Here is a 16,926-nt window from a genome sequence, read left to right as displayed (position 1 = left end):
ATGACTGGCCTCGCTCCCCGCTGGCCGGACGCGAAGCGCGCGTGCGTCGCGCTCGCGTTCGATCTCGACGGCCCGACCGGCGACGCGATGCTGAACGGGTCGATCTGGAACAACCCCGCCTACTTCACGCTCGGCAGCTACGGGCCGTGGCGTGCGCTCGGGCGGCTGCTCGACCTGCTCGCGTCCTTCGACGTGCCCGCGACGTTCTTCGTGCCTGCGTGGGTCGCCCGGACGTGGCCCGCGCAGTGCGCGGCGATCGTCGAGCGCGGCCACGAGATCGGCTACCACGGCTACCGGCACGAAGCGTTCTGGACGCTCGCGCCCGAGCGGCAGCGGGAGGTCATGGCGCAGTCGGCCGAGATCTTCGCGCGCACGCTCGGTGTGCGGCCCGTCGGGTTCCGCACGCCGTCCGGCGACTGGAGCGCGCAGACGCTGGCCGTGCTGCGCGAAGCGGGCGTGCGCTACTCGAGCTCGATGCGCGGCGACGACCGGCCCTATCTGCTGCCAGGCCATGACGGCGAGCCGCCGCTGGTCGAGATCCCCGGCCGCTGGGAGACCGACGATTACGCGTCGCTCGCGTATCACCGCAATCCGGACTTTCCGGCGGGGCTCGACCGGATCGCCGGTTACGACGCGACGCTCGACAACTGGACGCGCGAATTCGACGGCGTGTATCGCGACGGCCTGTGCCTGACAACGCTGCTGCATCCGAAGGTCTGCGGCAAGCCCGGGCGCATCGCGTTGCTGGAAGCGTGGCTCGGCCACATGCAGGCGAAGGGCGGCGTGTGGTTCGCACGCTGCCGCGAAGTGGCCGACTGGTGGCTCGCGCAGCACGCGGGCGATGCGGAGCCGACACAACGGGACAACACGTGACGACGTTTCCTTCATGGCCGGGCGGCGCGCGATGCGCGGTCGCGATCACAGTCGACTTCAATGACATCCATGGCATCGAAACGCAGGAGCCGCGCATCGCCGGCCGCGAGAAATCGCTGTCGGCATGGCGCTACGGTGCGACGCGCGGTGTCGACCGGCTGCTCGCGGCGTTCGACGAGTTCGGCGTGCCGGCGAGCTGGTTCGTGCCGGGCGTCGTCGCCGAAACGCACGCGGATGCCGTGCGAGCGATCGCCGCGGCCGGCCACGAGCTCGGTGTGAGCGGCTATCGCTGCGAGGACTTCGACACGCTGCCGCTCGCCGCGCAGATCGACGCGTGCCGTGCGGGGCGCGCTGCGCTCGCGGACGTGATCGGCCGCGACGCGGACGGCTTCCGCTCGTTCACCGGCAACTGGGCCGACGGCTTCGCGGATGTCCTCGTCGCGGAAGGTTTCACATGGTCGTCGTCGTGGCGCGGCGACGATCTGCCGTATTTCCATCCGCCGGGCAACGGCCGCGCCGACGGCGCGCGACTCGTCGAATTGCCGTTGCACTACGAACTGGAGGACGAGCCGTATTTCGTATTCAACCTGTCGCCGCCGGTGCCGGCCGGCCAGCCGCGCATCGCGTCGTATCGCGACGTGCTCGACAACTGGCGGCGCGACTTCGACGGTTTCCGGCGCTTCGGGCTCTGCTGCGTGCTGCGGCTCCATCCGGAAATCATCGGCACTGCCGGGCGGATCGACCTGCTGCGCGCGCTGCTCGCGCACATGCGCGACGCGGGAGACGCATGGTTCGCGACGGGGCGCGACATCGCACGCTGGTGGCGCACGCAGGGGCCGGCCAATGCGCCAGGCCATCCGGTCGACGTGTTCGCGCACTGCGTCGCGGAGGCGGCGGCGCGATGACGGCCGATATGCAAACGCGCGCCATGCGGCTCGCCGCGTTCGTTGCGCAGACGCCCGCCGACACGTTGCCGGACGACGTCGTCGCGAAGGCGAAGCGGCACGTGCTCGATACGTTCGGCGCGGCGCTCGCGGGCGCGTCGGCCGTCGAGACGCGCAGCGCCCGCGCGCTGACCGGTGCCGCCGAGCGCGGCGGCACGCTGCTGTGGGGCACGCGCCGGGCGGCGGGCGCGCGCGACGCGGCGTTCGTCAACGGGATCGCCGCGCACGCGCTCGAACTCGACGATTCCGGCGGTTGCGATCATTCCGGCGCGGTCGTGCTGCCGGCCGCGCTCGCCGCGCTGGCCTGCGCGGCCAGGCCCGTGACGGGCCGCGAGTGCCTGGCGGCGATCGTGCTCGGCTATGACGTCGGCCGGCGCGTGCTCGAGGCGGCCGGCGGCTATTCCGCGCACAACGGCGCGGGCTGGCATTCGACGCTCAGTTGCGGCGTGTTTGGCGCGGCGGCTGCGAGCGCGCGCATGCTCGGGCTCGACGCCACGCGCACGCGCGACGCGCTCGGCCATGCGGCGAGCTTCGCGGGCGGACTGTGGGGATTCATCCACGACGGATCGCAGACGAAGCGGCTTCACGCGGGGCGGGCGGCGGAAGGCGGCGTGCTCGCGGCGCTGCTCGCGCGCGAGGGCGTGAGCGGCCCCGCGCACGTGTTCGACGACGTGTGGGGCGGCTTCTTCAGCACGTTCGCCGCGCAGTCGCGCGCGCACGATGCGCTGACCGACGGCCTCGGTGCGAACTGGAAGCTGATGCGCTGCTCGATCAAGCCGCATGCGTCGTGCCGCAGCGCGCACGCGGCCGTCGACGCGACGCTGCAGCTCGCGGGCGGGCGCCGCTACGATGCCGACGGGATCGAACGGATCTCGGTGCGCGCGAGTGGTTTCGTGGTCCGGATGTGTGGCGGCCGCGACCTGTCGACACTGTCCGCCGCGCAAATGAGCCTGCCGTATGCGGTCGCGGCGGCGCTGGTGTTCGGCGACACCGGGCTCGACGCCTATCGTGCCGAGCGGCGCACCGATCCGCGCATCGCCCGCATGCTCGCGCGCATCGAGATCGATGCCGATCCGGCACTCGGCGATCTCGACGAGCCGACCGTGACGCTGCATGCGAAAGGCGCCGCACCCGCGTCGCGCCACGTGCCGATCCCGCTCGGCGATCCGCGCAATCCGCTCGCGGACGACGCGTTGCTCGCGAAATACCGCGCATTGTCGGGGCCGGCGCTCGGGCAGGCGCATGCCGATGCGCTGGCCGATGCGTGCCTGTCGCTCGAGCGGCTGCCCGATGCGCGCGTGCTGCAGGACGCGCTCGCAGGCGACGCGGATGCCGGCGAGCCGATGCGTTGATGCCGGGCGCCGCCATCGACATGGCGTCCGCGGCGCGAACGGCCGGCATCGTCCGGCATGCGCCGCTACGGCGCGTCGCAAGCGCGATCCGGTCCGTCCCGCCCCGCGAGGTTCGTGACCGTCAACCCGTCGAACGTCGCGCTGCCGTGTTCCGCGAACACGGCGATTCGGTCAGCCGCGAGCGGCGGGAAGATCAGGTCGGTGATCGCGGTGCGCCCGCCGCCGGCGAATACTTCGACCGAGCCGCGATCGACGACGATCTCGAGCGGCAGCCGCCCGTTTTGCAGCGGCAGGTTCACGATGTGCTGCGGGCTGAACGCGCTGGAAAAATTCGTTTCGCCCGATTGCGACCGGTCGAGCGTCAACGTCCGTTTCGCCGTGTCGTAGACGATCCGCGTGCCGATTGTGCCATCCGCCGAACGCCGCACGACGAGCCCCGCGCGCGCGGCGCCGTGCGGGGCGAGCGTCAGCGTGATCCGCTGGACGGTGCCGCGCGTCGCCGCCGGCAATTCGCGCAGCGCCGACGCGACGCCCAGGTCGCCGAGATGCGTCGCGGGCCGTCCGTCCGCCCATGCGTCGAACGCCGGGGCCGGCGTGACGACGAGCTGCGGCTCGCCGTCGATCGTCTTCAATGCGAGTGTGCGCGGCAACGTCATCGCGCCGCGCCATGGCGTCGTCGGCGCCTTCGCCGCGTAATCCCAGTTGCTCATCCACGCGATTGCAACCGGCTGCGCGCCGGGTGCGCCTGAAAACGTGCCGGCTGCGTAGAAGTCCGCACCATGGTCGACCCAGCGGAATTGCGCGGGATCCGACCCGGCCGGCGCGACGCGATCGGGCGTGAAGGTGCGGCCATCGAAGTCGCCGACGAAATACATCGACCCCGAACCGCCCGCGATCGACCACGGATTCACATTGACGATCATCACCCACTTGAACCGCTTCGGATCGCCGTCGACCGGCAGCGGAACCAGGTCGGGCATTTCCCACAGCGTGCCGTCGTGCGGGACGCCCGGCAGCGTGAAGTCGCTCAGGAACGCCCAGTGGATCAGGTCGCCGGAGCGGTACAGCTTCACGACGTGCGCGTCGGCGACGACGGTCGTCATCAGCCAGTACCCGCCGGGCGCGTACCACGATACTTTCGGGTCGCGGAACTGCTTCGACTCCGGATCGAGCGTGAGCACCGGATTGTGCGCGTACGGCCGCCAGGTCTCGCCGTGGTCGGTGCTGTACGCGAGCGATTGCGCCTGCGTACCGGGCGCGTGTCCGGAACCGGCCTTGTAGACGCTCGTGTACAGCGCGACGAGCGGGGTCTCGCCGGGCGCGCCGAGGCCGGACGTGTTGCGCGTGTCGGCGACGATCGAGCCAGAGAAAATTTCCTCGGTCGCGTTCGCGCGCATCGCAACCGGCTGCTCGCGCCAGTGGACGAGGTCGGTGCTGGTCGCGTGGCCCCACGACATGTTGCCCCAGTCGTTGCCGAGCGGATTGAACTGATAGAACAGGTGATAGCGGCCGTTCTCGTAGACGAGGCCGTTCGGGTCGTTCATCCAGTTGCGCTGCGGCGTGTAATGGAGCGCCGGCCGCCATTGCGGCGTGCCGTCGGAGACGGGCGCGGGGCATGGAATGGCGGAGGGCGCGGCGGCGACGCGTGCGGCGAGCGTGCACGCAAGCAGCAACGTCGCCGCGCGGGGGCGGAAGCGTTCGGGTGTGAATCTCATGCGTCGTTCGATGCTTCGCATGACGAAGCGGGAAGAAGGGCGCTGCGCGACCGATGCCGCCGGCGGCGCAGCGCAAGGTTTGCCGAAGGTGACGGCCAAGCGCGCGCACGGGACACGCCCGATGCGCGCGCGCCGCGCTTACTGCGCGTTGCCGTCGTTGTGGCCGGCGCCCGTCGCGGGCAGGTTTGCCGGGATGTCGCCGTAGCCGCCGAGCCCGCCGCGTCCGTAGAAGCGGTCGACCGCCGTCGACGTGCCGTTGATGTTGACCTTCACCGTCGGCGCGAGCGTGCCGCCGCGGCGCGGGCCGATCGCGTCGATGAACGACTCGACGAGGCCGCCCGGCATCACGTAGTGCGAATACGACTGGAACTCGCGCGGGTTCTGGTTCGGGTCCTGGAAGTACGGCTGGCCGGCCGGCGCGGAGAAGTCGGTCGGATTGCCGAGCACGAGGCCGCTGCCGCCGTTCAGCGGCAGGAAGTCGCTGCGGATGCCGTTGCCGACGAAGCCGTACACGCCGTCAGGCCCGTCGACGCCGGCCGCCATCGTGTTGCGGTGGCTGATCGTGAACAGGTAGTACTTGCCGTCCTTCAGGTAGATCTGCGGACGCTCGGTCTGGTCGTCCACGCAGTTCGCGGACAGCAGCGGCGGCAGGAACTTCCACTCGGTCAGCTGCGGGTTCGTCGCGATCGCGAGGCCGACATTGGCCTTTTGATACACTGCGCCCGAATTCATCACCGCGTTCAGGTCTTCCTTGTACGGATCGTTCTGCGCGTAGCCGAGGTCGGCTTCGGTGCAGGTGCGCGAACCGCGCGGGCCGCCCGTGTTGCCCTCGAACACCATGTAGGTCTTGCCCGGATGCGCCGGATCGGTAAACACGAACGGATCGCGGAACGAGAAGTAGGTGTTCTGCTGCCCCGTCTGGTAATACTTGCCGTCCGGCTGCAGCAGCGCCTTGTGATCGTCGAAGCCGCTGAACCACACGTGCTTGTCGTCGGCGTGGATATGGCCGTCGGCGCGCGTGATGATCGCCTGAGGCGGCGTGATGTCGGCGCCGCCCGGCGCCGAGCGGTTGAACGACGTCGCCGTGTAGTACAGGCTGACGTTGTCGCCGTGCGTGAGGCGCGCGGAGCCCGACCATTCGGCGTTATTGGTCATCGGCGCGGTGCCGAACACCTTCACGCTCGCACCGTCCGGGAACAGGTGGCCGCCCCAGGTCCAGCCGCCGTTCGCGGGGCGCTGCGACGCGGGGATGCCCGCGCGGCGGTAGAAGAAGCCGATCCGCGCATGAACGTGGCGGTCGTCGAACGTGTAGCCGGCATGCGGGTCGGCGGTGAGCGAGAAGATCACCTCCCAGCCCTTGTAGCTGAGCTGGTTCGCGCGCAGGTCGGCGAGCGGCCACGTGTCCCAGACCCACACGTTCGAATTGATCAGCGGGAAATCCTGCGGGATGTCGGGCATCGTCAGCGCTTGCGGCAGTGAATTCCTGTCCGCGCCGGCGATATGCGATTGCGCGACGATCTGACGGATGTCGGCGCGCGTCCAGCGCATCGTGAAGTTGCTCTCGGGATCGTAGGCCTGCTGCGAGTGGGGCGTGGGCATGGGCGCGCCCGTGCCGCCGGACTGCGCGTGCGCGACGGCCGCGAAGGCGGCCAGTGCGCCGCCAGCGAGCAGCAAACGTTTGCCCGGGAGCGAGCGGAAAAGGGGAAAGTATGTCATCTCGGCGTTGTTTCGAAAGAGGTTGAAAGAGAACGTCTGAGGGTGGCATCGATGTCCAAACCGGTTTGGATGCTATTTCAAACCGGTTTGGGCGTCAAAAGATATTTATTTGACAGCATTGCTTACAGAGGCGAAAGAATCGGCCGGCAGACCGCTCGGGTTGCCGGCCGCACATCGCAAGGGACGACCGTGAAGGTGAATCTGAAGGCGCTATCGGATGCGCTCGGGCTGTCGCGCACGACGGTCAGCCGTGCGCTGAACGGGTATGACGACGTCAGCGAGGCGACGCGCGAACGCGTGATTAAGGCGGCACAGGAAATGGGCTACGTCGCGGATCCGACCGCGCGCCGTCTCGCGACGGGGCGCGCGGATGCGATCGGGATCGTCTATCCGTTCGGTGCGGGCGATCTCGGCGATCCGCGTTTCGGCGAGGTCGTCGCAGGGATCACCGAGCGGCTGGCCGAGCGCAACCTCGATTTCATCATCGTGTCCGCGCGGCCGAACGCGGAACTGGACACGTACCGGCGGCTTGTCGACGGCAAGCTGGTCGACGGGCTGATCGTCGCGCGCACGCTGGTCGACGATCCGCGCATCGCGTTCCTGCAGTCGCGCGGGTTTCCGTATGTCGCATACGGCCGCACACGGAGCGCGGAACCGTACGCGTGGTTCGACTTCGACAACGAAGCCGGCGCGAAGGCGGCCGTGCAGCGGCTGATCGGGTTCGGGCATCGGCGCATCGCGATGATCGGCGCGCCGCTCGCGCTGAATTTCGCCGCGCAGCGGCGCGCCGGTTTCAACGCCGCGATGCGCGAGGCCGGCATCGAACCCGATCCGGCACTGCAGGTCGAGTGCCCGTTCACGCGCGACGGCGGATTGCTGGCCGCGCAGGCGCTGCTCGCGCTTCCCGAGCCGCCGACCGCGATTTTCGTCGACAACAACATCGCGGGCAGTGGTGCGTTTCGCGCGCTCGCCGACAGCGGGCGGCGCATCGGCGACGACCTTGCGCTGATCGTCTATGACGGGGTGCCGGCCGACGTCGCGCATCCGCGTCGCGTGACCGCCGTCTTGCAGCCGACCGGGCATAAAACGGGGCGTTCGCTGGCGGAGCTGATGCTCGACATGGTTGCCGACGGCGTGCGCGGAGAGCGGCTTGCAACGCCGGTGATCGACGCGGGCGACACCGACGGGCCGTTGCGCGGGTAGGGGCGGGCGCGGCACAGGCGAGCGTTCGAGGTTGAAGGCAGTCGCGGCGCGCGCCGGCCAGCGGACGAAATCCCTGAAGCCCGCATGGTCGAACGCCTGTTGGCTAGACGACTGGTCTATTCGGGCGATATCATCCACTCCGTTGATTGCAACGACGACTGGCGGCACGGCGCAGTGCACCAGGCCGGCGGGATGCCGGAAATCTGCGGCGGCATGCCGATTCGCCGGAAGCGGACGCGAAACTGAAACATGCGGCTGCGATGCTGGCGGGGCGGTGTCCGGTGTCCGGTGTCGGTCGTCGCGGCGACGCGCGACGTGAGCCGCGTACCGCAGCAAGGTTGCGCGCAGTCAGACCATCACGCGACGCTGTCGCGTTTTTTTGCGCCAGTGCTCTAGACGACTGGTCTAATAGAGTGTGACGTGATGCAGAACTTTGACTACGCGAACCACGTGTTGTGGACCAATACTTGAGCAATACGCGGCCCTGTTTCCACCCTTTCGATAGGAGTGCCCGATCATGAAGATTCTCGTTGTCCTGACGTCGCACGATACGCTCGGCGACACCGGCAGGAAGACCGGTTTCTGGCTCGAGGAACTGGCAGCGCCGTACTACGTATTCAAGGACGCGGGTGCCGAATTGACGCTCGTTTCGCCGAACGGCGGCCAGCCCCCGCTCGACCCGAAGAGCAGCGACCCGTCCGCGCAGACCGACGCAACCCGCCGATTCGAGGCCGACGCGGCCGCCAAGGCCGAGCTGGCCAGCACGCGCAAGCTGGCCGACGTGTCGATCAACGATTACGACGCGGTGTTCTACCCGGGTGGCCACGGTCCGCTGTGGGATCTCGCCGAGGACCTGCATTCGATCTCGCTGATCGAGCGCGCGATCGGCGCCGGCAAGCCGGTGGCGCTCGTGTGCCACGCACCGGGCGTGCTGCGTCACGCGAAGGATCCGCGGACGGCCGAATCGCTGGTGCGCGGCAAGCGCGTGACGGGCTTCACGAACAGCGAGGAAGCCGCCGTCGAGCTGACCGAGGTCGTGCCGTTCCTCGTGCAGAACATGCTCGAGACCAATGGCGCGCGCTACGAGCACGGCCCCGACTGGGCGCCGCACGTGGTGGTCGACGGCCTGCTGATCACCGGACAGAACCCGGCATCGTCGGAGCCGGCCGCCGAAGCGCTGCTCGCGCAGCTGAAGCAGGCCTGACGCCGCGCGGCGCAGTGCGCCGTCGCCCGGCGGCGAGCGTTGCCGGGCACACCTTTTCGTCCCGTCGCACGACGCGCGGCGGGCGCCCCCTTTTTACGCAGAACCAAGCAAAGGAGTTGATGGATGTCTGCCCTGTTCGAACCGTTCAAACTGAAGGATGTCACGCTGCGCAACCGGATCGCGGTGCCGCCGATGTGCCAGTACGTCGCCGAAGACGGCGTCGTCAACGACTGGCATCACGTGCACCTGGCCGGCATTGCGCGCGGCGGCGCGGGCCTCGTGATCGCCGAGGCGACCGCGGTGGCACCGGAGGGCCGCATCACGCCGGGCTGCGCGGGGCTGTGGACCGACGCGCACGCCGCCGCGTTCGCGCCGTCGGTCGCGGCGATCAAGGCGGCGGGCGCGGTGCCGGGCATCCAGCTCGCGCACGCGGGCCGCAAGGCGAGCGCGAACCGGCCGTGGGAAGGCGACGATCACATCGCCGACGGCGATCCGCACGGCTGGCAGACGATCGCGCCGTCGGCCGTGCCGTTCGGCGCGCACCTGCCGAAGGTGCCGCGTGAAATGACGCGCGACGACATCGCGCGCGTGCAGGCGGATTTCGTCGCGGCGGCCAAGCGCGCGCGCGACGTCGGCTTCGAATGGCTCGAACTGCATTTCGCGCACGGCTATCTGGGCCAGAGTTTCTTCTCCGTGCATTCGAACCGTCGCGACGACGCGTACGGCGGCTCGGCCGAGAATCGCGGCCGCTTCCTCGTCGAGACGCTCGCGGCCGTCCGCAAGGTGTGGCCGGAGCACCTGCCGCTGACCGCGCGGTTCGGCGTGATCGAATACGACGGCCGCGACGACGAGACGCTCGCCGAGTCGATCGCGCTCACGCAGCGCCTGAAGGCGGAAGGGCTCGACATGCTGAGCGTGTCGGTCGGCTTCTCCACGCCCGACGCGCAGATTCCGTGGGGCCCGGCGTTCCTCGCGCCGGTCGCGGAACGGGTGCGCCGCGAGGCCGGGCTGCCGGTGGCGTCCGCGTGGGGCATCGATACGCCGCAGCGCGCGGAGCGCGTCGTCGCCGACCAGCAGCTCGATCTGGTGATGGTCGGCCGCGCGCACCTCGCCGATCCGCACTGGCCGTATTACGCCGCGAAGCAGCTCGGCGTCGAGCGGCCGTCGTGGACGCTGCCCGCGCCGTACGCGCACTGGCTCGAGCGCTACAAGGTCGCCGCGAAGGCAGCCTGACCCGGGCGCGGACCGGCCTGCCGCATCCTGGCGGCGCGGCCGGTGCGCCGGAACGCATCCCGACCCCGATAGAATGGCGGTTCGCGCAGGCTTGTCCGCTGCGCGAGCCGCCATTTTTCATCGACTTCCGAGCTGAGGGGCCATGGGCGCTCACGTACCGCCGTCTTCCGATTCCGCCGCGCGACCGAGCGCGCAACAGGTCGCCCGCGCCGTGCTGTATGCCGCGTTGCTGGCGCTCGCGCTGTGGGTGATCCGCGCGTTCATTCCGGCGATCGCATGGGCGTGCGTGATCGCAATCGCGATGTGGCCGCTGTTGAAGCGCTTCGAGTCGCACCGGCTGTTCCGCGACCGGCCGACCGTCATCGCGACCGTGATCACCGCCGGGATCTCATTGCTCGTCGTGCTGCCGGTCGCGATCGCGCTGATCCAGGCGATCGGCCAGGCGCACGACCTGCGCGAATGGCTGCGCACGGTTCAGGACAACGGCATTCCGGTGCCGGATCTCGTCAACCGGCTGCCGTTCGGCGCGGCGCAAATCTCCGCGTGGTGGCAGGCCCATCTCGGTCATCCGCTGCATGCGTCGTCCGCGATGAAGGGCGTCAACAGCGAGACGTTCATCGCGGTCGGCCGGCAGTTCGGCACGCGGCTCGCGCATGCGGTGCTCGAATTCGGCTTCATGCTCGTCACGCTGTTCGTGATCCTGCGCGCGGGCCACAGCCTGTCCGGTGCGCTGCTGCATGGCGCGCAGCGCGCGTTCGGCAAGAACGGCGCGCAGCTGATCGAGCGGATGGCGGCCGCCGTGCAGGGCACGGTGACGGGCCTCGTCGTCGTCGGGCTCGGCGAGGGTGCGCTGCTTGGCATCGTGTATGCACTGGCCGACGTGCCGCACGCGGCGCTGCTCGGCCTCGTGACGGCGGTCGCCGCAATGCTGCCGTTCTGCGCGCCGCTCGTGTTCGGCGGCGCGGCGCTTTGGCTGTTCGTGCAGGGCGCAACCGGCTGGGCGATCGCGGTTGCCGTGACCGGCTTCGTCGTGGTGTTCGTCGCCGAGCACTTCGTGCGGCCCGTGCTGATCGGCAGTTCCGCGCGGCTGCCGTTCCTGCTCGTGCTGTTCGGCATTCTCGGCGGTGCCGAGACGTTCGGCCTGCTCGGGCTGTTCATCGGTCCCGCGCTGATGACCGTGCTGACGATGCTGTGGGCCGAATGGGTCGCATGATGCGGGAGCAGCCGACCGTGTGTGCAGGCAACGATTGTTGACGACCCGCGGTGTGACCCGCCGCGCTGTGGCGTCGCGCATGGGACTTTACAAATCTTTTCGATCTGGACCCAAAAGTCGAGTAGCATGAGGTTTTCGACCGCGCCGGCGAGGCACAGCAGATTTCCCCAGCATGCGAATGATCCCGATGTCCCGGCCTGTGGCGACGCTGTCGCTGGCAGCGAGCTGTCTGATGATGAGCGGCTGTTCGTGGTTCTACACGTTCCTGCCGTTTTCGTATTCGCGCCTGCCGGTGCCGAAGGCGGCATCCGCGCGCGGCGCGACGCGCGCCGAGATCATCCGCGCGGGCGGCAACCCGCGCAGCGTATGGATGGTCCGCAACGGCAGCGGCGTCTGCTACAACTACCAGCTCGATCACGGCGACCAGCATCGCCCGTATTTCGTCGTGTTCGACGAGGCGGGCGTCGTCACGCAGCATGGCTTCGATACGTGCATGGAGGCCGATCGCAGAGGGCTGCTCCAGACGCAGAAAGCCAGCGCGAGGTAGCGCGCCGCAGCCCGGCGGCATCGATTCGAACCGTTATGCGATCGTATCGACCACGCCGCCGTCGACCCGCAACGCGGCACCCGTCGTCGCCGATGCCTGCGGCGAACACACGTACACCACCAGATTCGCGACCTCAGCGGGCGTCGCCGGCCGCTGGATGATCGAGCTCGAGCGCTGCGTGCGCACGAAGTCGACCGCGACCTCGTCGATGCTGCGGCCGGTTTCGTCGGCGGTTTTCTTCAGCAGCGACCGCACACCCTCGGACAGCGTCGGCCCCGGCAGCACCGAATTGACGGTGACGCGGCTGCCGGCCGCGAGCTTCGCGAGCCCGCGCGCGATCGACAGCTGCGCGGTCTTCGTGAAACCGTAATGAATCATGTCGACCGGAATGTTCAGCGCCGATTCCGACGAGATGAACACGACGCGTCCCCAGTTTCGCTCGAGCATCCCCGCCATGTAATGCCGTGCGAGCCGCACGCCGGACATCACGTTGGTCTGGAAGTAATGCATCCATTCGGCGTCGTCGATGTCGAAGAACGGCTTCAGCCCGTAGATCCCCGCATTGTTCACGAGGATGTCGGCCTGCGACGCGGCGCGCGTGACGCGGGCTGCGCCGTCGCTGTCGGACAGGTCCGCGGCGACGCCTTCGACGGTCGCGCCCGGCGCCGCGGTGCGCAGGTGCGCAAGCGCGGTCTGCACCGACGCTTCGCTGCGTCCGTTGACGACGACCCGCGCGCCGGCGTGTGCGAGCCCTTCGGCGATCGCAAGGCCGATGCCGGCCGTGGAAGCGGTGACGACTGCCGTCTTGCCGTTCAGATCGATATGCATGGTCGTGAAAGGGCGGTGAGGGGGAGGGAAGCCGCCGGACCTGCCGCGGCGGCCGGAATTCAAAGCTTAGGCGAAACCGCGCGATTCGCCAGCGCGGCGATTGCGTCGCGCCGGGCGGTCTTGTAGGGTAGGCGTTTGCCATCCCCCGGGAGTCCTCGCGTGAACCGCCGCACCGTCAAACCCGTCGTGCCGTCGCCGTTCTGGCGCGATGCCGCGCTGCCGTTCATCGAGGCGCGCACCGTCGACGACGGGCGCGCGATCTGCTACGTGAAGCACACGCACGATACGTTTTCGCTCGGCGCGATCGTCGGCGGCACCAGCACCTACCTGAACGGCGCGACCAACGAACGCATCGGACGCGGCGCGCTCGTGATCATCGATCCCGAACAGGTCCATGCGTGCAACCCGGACGGGCCGCACGCGTGGGCGTACCGGATGGTCTATGTCGACGTGCCGTGGCTCGCGCGGCTGCAGCATGCGCTCGGCCGCGATCCGAACACGGATTTCCATGGTTTTTCGCAGAAGCTGACCGATCGGCGCGACCTGTTCGCGAATTTCGCGGGCTTCTATCGCACGCTCGTCGCGCCCGGTGTCGAGCCGCTCGGCAAGGAGAGCGCCGCGGTCGGGTTCTTCACGCGGCTGCACGACGTGCTCGATCCGGCCGCGCCGCGCACGCGGCGCGCCGGCGACAACGCGAAGCTCGCGCGCGCGGCCGACTACATCGCCGGCCATTGCCGCGACGCGGTGACGCTCGACGCGATTTGCGCGGCGGCCGATCTGTCGCCTTCGTATCTGATCCGCGCGTTCAATGCGCGCTACGGGATGACGCCGCATGCGTTCCTGATCGACCGACGCGTGCAGTACGGGCGCGCGGAACTGCGTCGCGGGCGGCCGATCGCGGATGTCGCGCTCGATGCGGGGTTCGCCGATCAGGCGCACTTTCAGCGGGCGTTCCGGCGGATTGCGGCTGCGACGCCCGGGCAATACCGTGCTGCTGAGGGCTGAGGGCTGAGGGCTGAGGGCTGAGGGCTGAGGGCCGAGGGCCGAGGGCCGAGAGCCGAGAGCCGAGAGCCGAGAGCCGAGAGCCGAGAGCCGAGAGCCGAGTGCCGAGAGCCGAGTGTCGAGTGCCGAGTGTCGAGTGCCGAGTGTCGAGTGCCGAGTGTCGAGTGTCGAGTGTCGAGTGTCGAGAGCCGAGAGCCGAGTGCGGGCAGCCGGCCATGCACGTCGGCAAGCCGGTTGTCAGCGTGAATCGCGGTGCATGAGCCCCGGCTTCACGCATCGAGCAGGTAAAGCGCGCTGCCCGCGAGCAGCAGCGCCATCACCCGGTTGAACACGCGCATCCTGCGCGCATTCGCGAGACGGTGCCGTAGCGACGCGCCCGCGTAGGACCAGCACGCGATCGCCATCGGCCGCGTACGCGCCCATCGCGGCGACGCACGCGAGCCATGCCTTCGGGTTCAGCCACTGCATCGCGGCGCCCGCGGCCGCGGACGGTCCGGCGACCTGCGCATCGGGCGACAGCCGGCCGTCGTCGAGTGCGAGGCGCAGCGCCATGTACAGCAGGAACGCGATCCCCGACCATTGCGTCGCCGTCGTCAGCACGGGCCAGCGTACCAGCGCCGCATGCAGGCCGAGGCCGATCAACAGGAACAGCGCGACAAAGCCGAGCGTCGCGCCGGCCGCATAGCGCAGGCTCGCGCCGAGACCATAGCGCGCGCCGGAACTGAGCGCGACGATGTTGACGGGACCAGGGGTGATCGACGATGCGAGCGCGAACGCCGCCATCGAAACCAGAATGCTCATCGGATGCCTCCATGCGTAGAAGAAAGTCGCATCGAGGCTACGGGAGCGGGGCGGGTGCGTATTGAAGAAAACTGCCCTTGGCTTGTCTGGCCGTCAACAGCGCACGGTCACATTCGGCGGCACGCGCCGCGGACAGGGCGCGATGCGTCAGTGCAGCGCGCGCGGCGCACCGGTCGGGGCCGGGGACGCGTCCGCCGCCCGCGCCGGCTCGCCCGGCTGGATCGCGCCGCCGGCGCACGGCTGCGTCGATACGGAGAAGCCGAACGTATTGACGCCGCCCGCGCACGCGACGAACACGCTGCCGCCATGCATTTCCGCGACGGCCTTGACGATCGACAGCCCGAGCCCGTGGTTCTCCTTGCTGTTCGCGCGGGCTTCCTCGAGCCGGTAGAAGCGCTCGAACATGTGCGCGCGGTGCGCGACGTCAATCGGCGCGCCGGGGTTCGCGACCGACAGCTCGACGAGCGCGTCGCGACGCGTGATCGTCACGTGCAGCGTCGCGCCCGGCGCCGAATGCTGGATCGCATTGATCAGCAGGTTCGTCATCGCGCGGCGGAACAGCGACGGGTCGACGCTCGCGCGCGCATCGCCGTGCAGCTCGGCATGCAATTGCGCCTCGTCGAGCGGAATCTCCAGGAAGTCGAGCATGCGCCGCACCTCGTCCGCGAGCGACACGTCCTTCAGGTCGCTCGCGCGTTCGCCGCGATCGCTGCGCGACAGGAACAGCATGTCGTTGACGATCACGCGCAGCCGCTCGAATTCCTCGAGGTTCGACTGCAGCGTCTGACGCATCCGCTCGACCGAGCGATCGCGGCTCGTCAGCGCGACCTGCGTCTGGCCGATCAGGATGCTGACCGGCGTGCGCAGCTCGTGCGCGACATCCGCGTTGAACGCCTCGAGCCGCTCGTAGGCCTGCTGGATCCGTTCGAGCGCGCCGTTGAACGACGCGGCGAGATCGCGCAACTCGGCGGGCAGTGCGTCGGTCTTCAGCCGCTGATGCCGGTTCACGTGATTGACGGCCGCCGCCTCCTGCGACAGGCGGTCGAGCGGCGCGAGGCCGAAGCGCGCGACCGCGCGGCCGAGCAGCAGCGTGATGCCGGTCGCGACCGCGATCAGCGCGGCCAGCGTCCACCCGAAGCGCCGCAGCATCCGCTGCGTGCGCTCGCACGATGTCGCGACGACCAGCTTCAGCGCCGGCCGCTCGCCGCTGCCGGCTACCGTCACGGTCTTCGTCATCACGTCGTAGCTGCTGTCGTTGAACCGGTAGCGCTGGTACGTGCCGAACGGTGCGCCATGCGGCGTGCCGTTCACCGGATGCCCGAAGCGGAACGCCGGATCGGGGCCGTCGACCTGATAGTGCGTCGAGCCGTCCGGTGGTTGGAGATCGGCGAGCTTTTCCTGCGTGAGGTGCCAGCGCGCGGCCGTGTTGACATGCGACACGATCATCTCGACCACTTTCGTGCGCGTGTCGAGCGTCGCGCGCAGTTCCGCGAACAGCTGCCGCTCCATCATCACGAACAGGCCGCAGCCGACCAGCGTGAACACGAGGAACGACACGATGCCGAACATCGCGGACAGGCGCAGCGTGATCGATCGTTTCATGCGTGCCTCTCGCCGTCGCCGTCCTCGCGCACCTCGAGGACGTAGCCCATGCCGCGGATCGTGTGCAGCAGCTTGTCGGCGAACGGGCCGTCGAGCTTCGCGCGCAATCGCTTGATCGCGGTCTCGACGACGTTCGCGTTGCTGTCGAAGTTCACGTCCCACACGAGTTCGGCGATCGTCGTCTTCGACAGCACTTCGCCGCTGCGGCGCGCGAGCACGCCGAGCAGCTGGAACTCCTGTGCCGTGAGGTCGAGGCGCGTGCCGTCGCGCGTCGCGCGGCGGCCGATCAGGTCGACGCGCAGGTCGCCGATCGAGATCAGCGTCGACTCCTGCACACGCGCGCGGCGCGTCAGCGCGCGCAGCCGCTCGATCAGCTCGAGGAACGAGAACGGCTTCGTCAGGTAGTCGTCCGCGCCGCCGCGCAGCCCGCGCACGCGGTCGTCGACGCGGTCGCGCGCGGTCAGCATGATCACGGGCGTCTGCTTTTGCGCGCGCAGCGCACGCAGCACGCCGAAGCCGTCGAGCTTCGGCAGCATCACGTCGAGCACGACCACGTCGTAGTCGAACTCGACGGCCTTCCATGCGCCGTCCTCGCCGTCGAGCGCGGTATCGACGACCCAGCCTTCCTCGGCGAGGCCGCTCTTCAGGTATTCGACCACCTTCGGTTCGTCTTCGACGATCAGGACTTTCATG

Annotated in this window: 15 protein-coding genes and 1 pseudogene; 10 read left to right on the top strand and 6 right to left on the bottom strand. The window is 69.2% G+C overall.

Going from position 1 to position 16,926, the window contains the following annotated elements; translation table 11 throughout:
• The 3 genes from ACV229_RS02130 to ACV229_RS02120 are packed head-to-tail and all read left to right on the top strand — an operon-like array spanning position 1 to position 3,169.
• Positions 1 to 873: a polysaccharide deacetylase family protein gene (locus tag ACV229_RS02130; RefSeq protein ID WP_448081460.1), complete on the top strand. Its 873-nt coding sequence runs from the start codon at positions 1 to 3 to the stop codon at positions 871 to 873.
• Positions 870 to 1,778: a polysaccharide deacetylase family protein gene (locus ACV229_RS02125; RefSeq protein WP_448081459.1), complete on the top strand. Its 909-nt coding sequence runs from the start codon at positions 870 to 872 to the stop codon at positions 1,776 to 1,778. Before ACV229_RS02130 ends, ACV229_RS02125 begins: the two co-directional genes overlap by 4 nt.
• Entirely contained in the window at positions 1,775 to 3,169 is a 1,395-nt protein-coding gene (locus ACV229_RS02120; RefSeq protein WP_448081458.1) for an MmgE/PrpD family protein, read from the top strand. The genes ACV229_RS02125 and ACV229_RS02120 overlap by 4 nt, the downstream gene beginning before the upstream one ends.
• A 65-nt stretch (positions 3,170 to 3,234) precedes the next feature.
• Here the strand turns inward: ACV229_RS02120 and ACV229_RS02115 are convergent, their stop codons facing one another.
• Both ACV229_RS02115 and ACV229_RS02110 read right to left on the bottom strand, forming a co-directional pair.
• Positions 3,235 to 4,884, bottom strand: a complete 1,650-nt coding sequence (locus ACV229_RS02115; RefSeq protein WP_448081457.1) for a glycoside hydrolase family 32 protein — start codon at positions 4,882 to 4,884, stop codon at positions 3,235 to 3,237.
• A 138-nt stretch (positions 4,885 to 5,022) separates the two neighbouring features.
• Positions 5,023 to 6,600 (bottom strand): glycoside hydrolase family 68 protein, encoded by a 1,578-nt coding sequence (locus ACV229_RS02110; RefSeq protein ID WP_448081456.1) that lies wholly within the window; start codon positions 6,598 to 6,600, stop codon positions 5,023 to 5,025.
• A 189-nt stretch (positions 6,601 to 6,789) separates the two neighbouring features.
• Between ACV229_RS02110 and ACV229_RS02105 the strand changes: the two genes are divergently transcribed.
• The 6 genes from ACV229_RS02105 to ACV229_RS02080 all read left to right on the top strand — a co-directional run bounded on the left by ACV229_RS02105 (position 6,790) and on the right by ACV229_RS02080 (position 12,000).
• Entirely contained in the window at positions 6,790 to 7,803 is a 1,014-nt protein-coding gene (locus ACV229_RS02105) for a substrate-binding domain-containing protein (RefSeq protein WP_448081564.1), read from the top strand.
• 84 nt (positions 7,804 to 7,887) lie between these two features.
• The gene (locus tag ACV229_RS02100) at positions 7,888 to 8,049 is read left to right on the top strand and encodes a hypothetical protein (RefSeq protein WP_448081455.1); all 162 of its coding nucleotides are present in this window, start codon (positions 7,888 to 7,890) and stop codon (positions 8,047 to 8,049) included.
• Between the two features lie 271 nt (positions 8,050 to 8,320).
• Positions 8,321 to 9,007, top strand: coding sequence for a type 1 glutamine amidotransferase domain-containing protein (locus ACV229_RS02095; protein WP_448081454.1), 687 nt, complete (start codon positions 8,321 to 8,323; stop codon positions 9,005 to 9,007).
• A gap of 123 nt (positions 9,008 to 9,130) precedes the next feature.
• Positions 9,131 to 10,240 (top strand): NADH:flavin oxidoreductase/NADH oxidase, encoded by a 1,110-nt coding sequence (locus ACV229_RS02090; protein ID WP_448081453.1) that lies wholly within the window; start codon positions 9,131 to 9,133, stop codon positions 10,238 to 10,240.
• 142 nt (positions 10,241 to 10,382) lie between these two features.
• Complete coding sequence (locus tag ACV229_RS02085; RefSeq protein WP_448081452.1) at positions 10,383 to 11,453, top strand: AI-2E family transporter; 1,071 nt, start codon at positions 10,383 to 10,385, stop codon at positions 11,451 to 11,453.
• Between the two features lie 172 nt (positions 11,454 to 11,625).
• Positions 11,626 to 12,000: a hypothetical protein gene (locus tag ACV229_RS02080; protein WP_448081451.1), complete on the top strand. Its 375-nt coding sequence runs from the start codon at positions 11,626 to 11,628 to the stop codon at positions 11,998 to 12,000.
• A 33-nt stretch (positions 12,001 to 12,033) separates the two neighbouring features.
• On the opposite strand, the gene ACV229_RS02075 is transcribed toward ACV229_RS02080, so the two are convergent.
• Entirely contained in the window at positions 12,034 to 12,828 is a 795-nt protein-coding gene (locus ACV229_RS02075; protein ID WP_448081450.1) for an SDR family NAD(P)-dependent oxidoreductase, read from the bottom strand.
• A gap of 186 nt (positions 12,829 to 13,014) precedes the next feature.
• Between ACV229_RS02075 and ACV229_RS02070 the strand changes: the two genes are divergently transcribed.
• Positions 13,015 to 13,833, top strand: a complete 819-nt coding sequence (locus ACV229_RS02070) for an AraC family transcriptional regulator (protein WP_448081563.1) — start codon at positions 13,015 to 13,017, stop codon at positions 13,831 to 13,833.
• Positions 13,834 to 14,099: 266 nt separating this feature from the next.
• Here the strand turns inward: ACV229_RS02070 and ACV229_RS02065 are convergent.
• The 3 genes and pseudogenes from ACV229_RS02065 to ACV229_RS02055 form a co-directional block, all read right to left on the bottom strand.
• Positions 14,100 to 14,631, bottom strand: a pseudogene (locus ACV229_RS02065) (LysE family translocator).
• A gap of 147 nt (positions 14,632 to 14,778) precedes the next feature.
• Complete coding sequence (locus ACV229_RS02060; protein WP_448081449.1) at positions 14,779 to 16,233, bottom strand: heavy metal sensor histidine kinase; 1,455 nt, start codon at positions 16,231 to 16,233, stop codon at positions 14,779 to 14,781.
• The gene (locus ACV229_RS02055; protein ID WP_448081448.1) at positions 16,230 to 16,925 is read right to left on the bottom strand and encodes a heavy metal response regulator transcription factor; all 696 of its coding nucleotides are present in this window, start codon (positions 16,923 to 16,925) and stop codon (positions 16,230 to 16,232) included. The genes ACV229_RS02060 and ACV229_RS02055 overlap by 4 nt, the downstream gene beginning before the upstream one ends.
• Position 16,926: the final 1 nt, after the last annotated feature.

Source organism: Burkholderia sp. MR1-5-21 (assembly GCF_053427715.1).
This window is presented reverse-complemented; position numbering and strand designations above follow the sequence as displayed.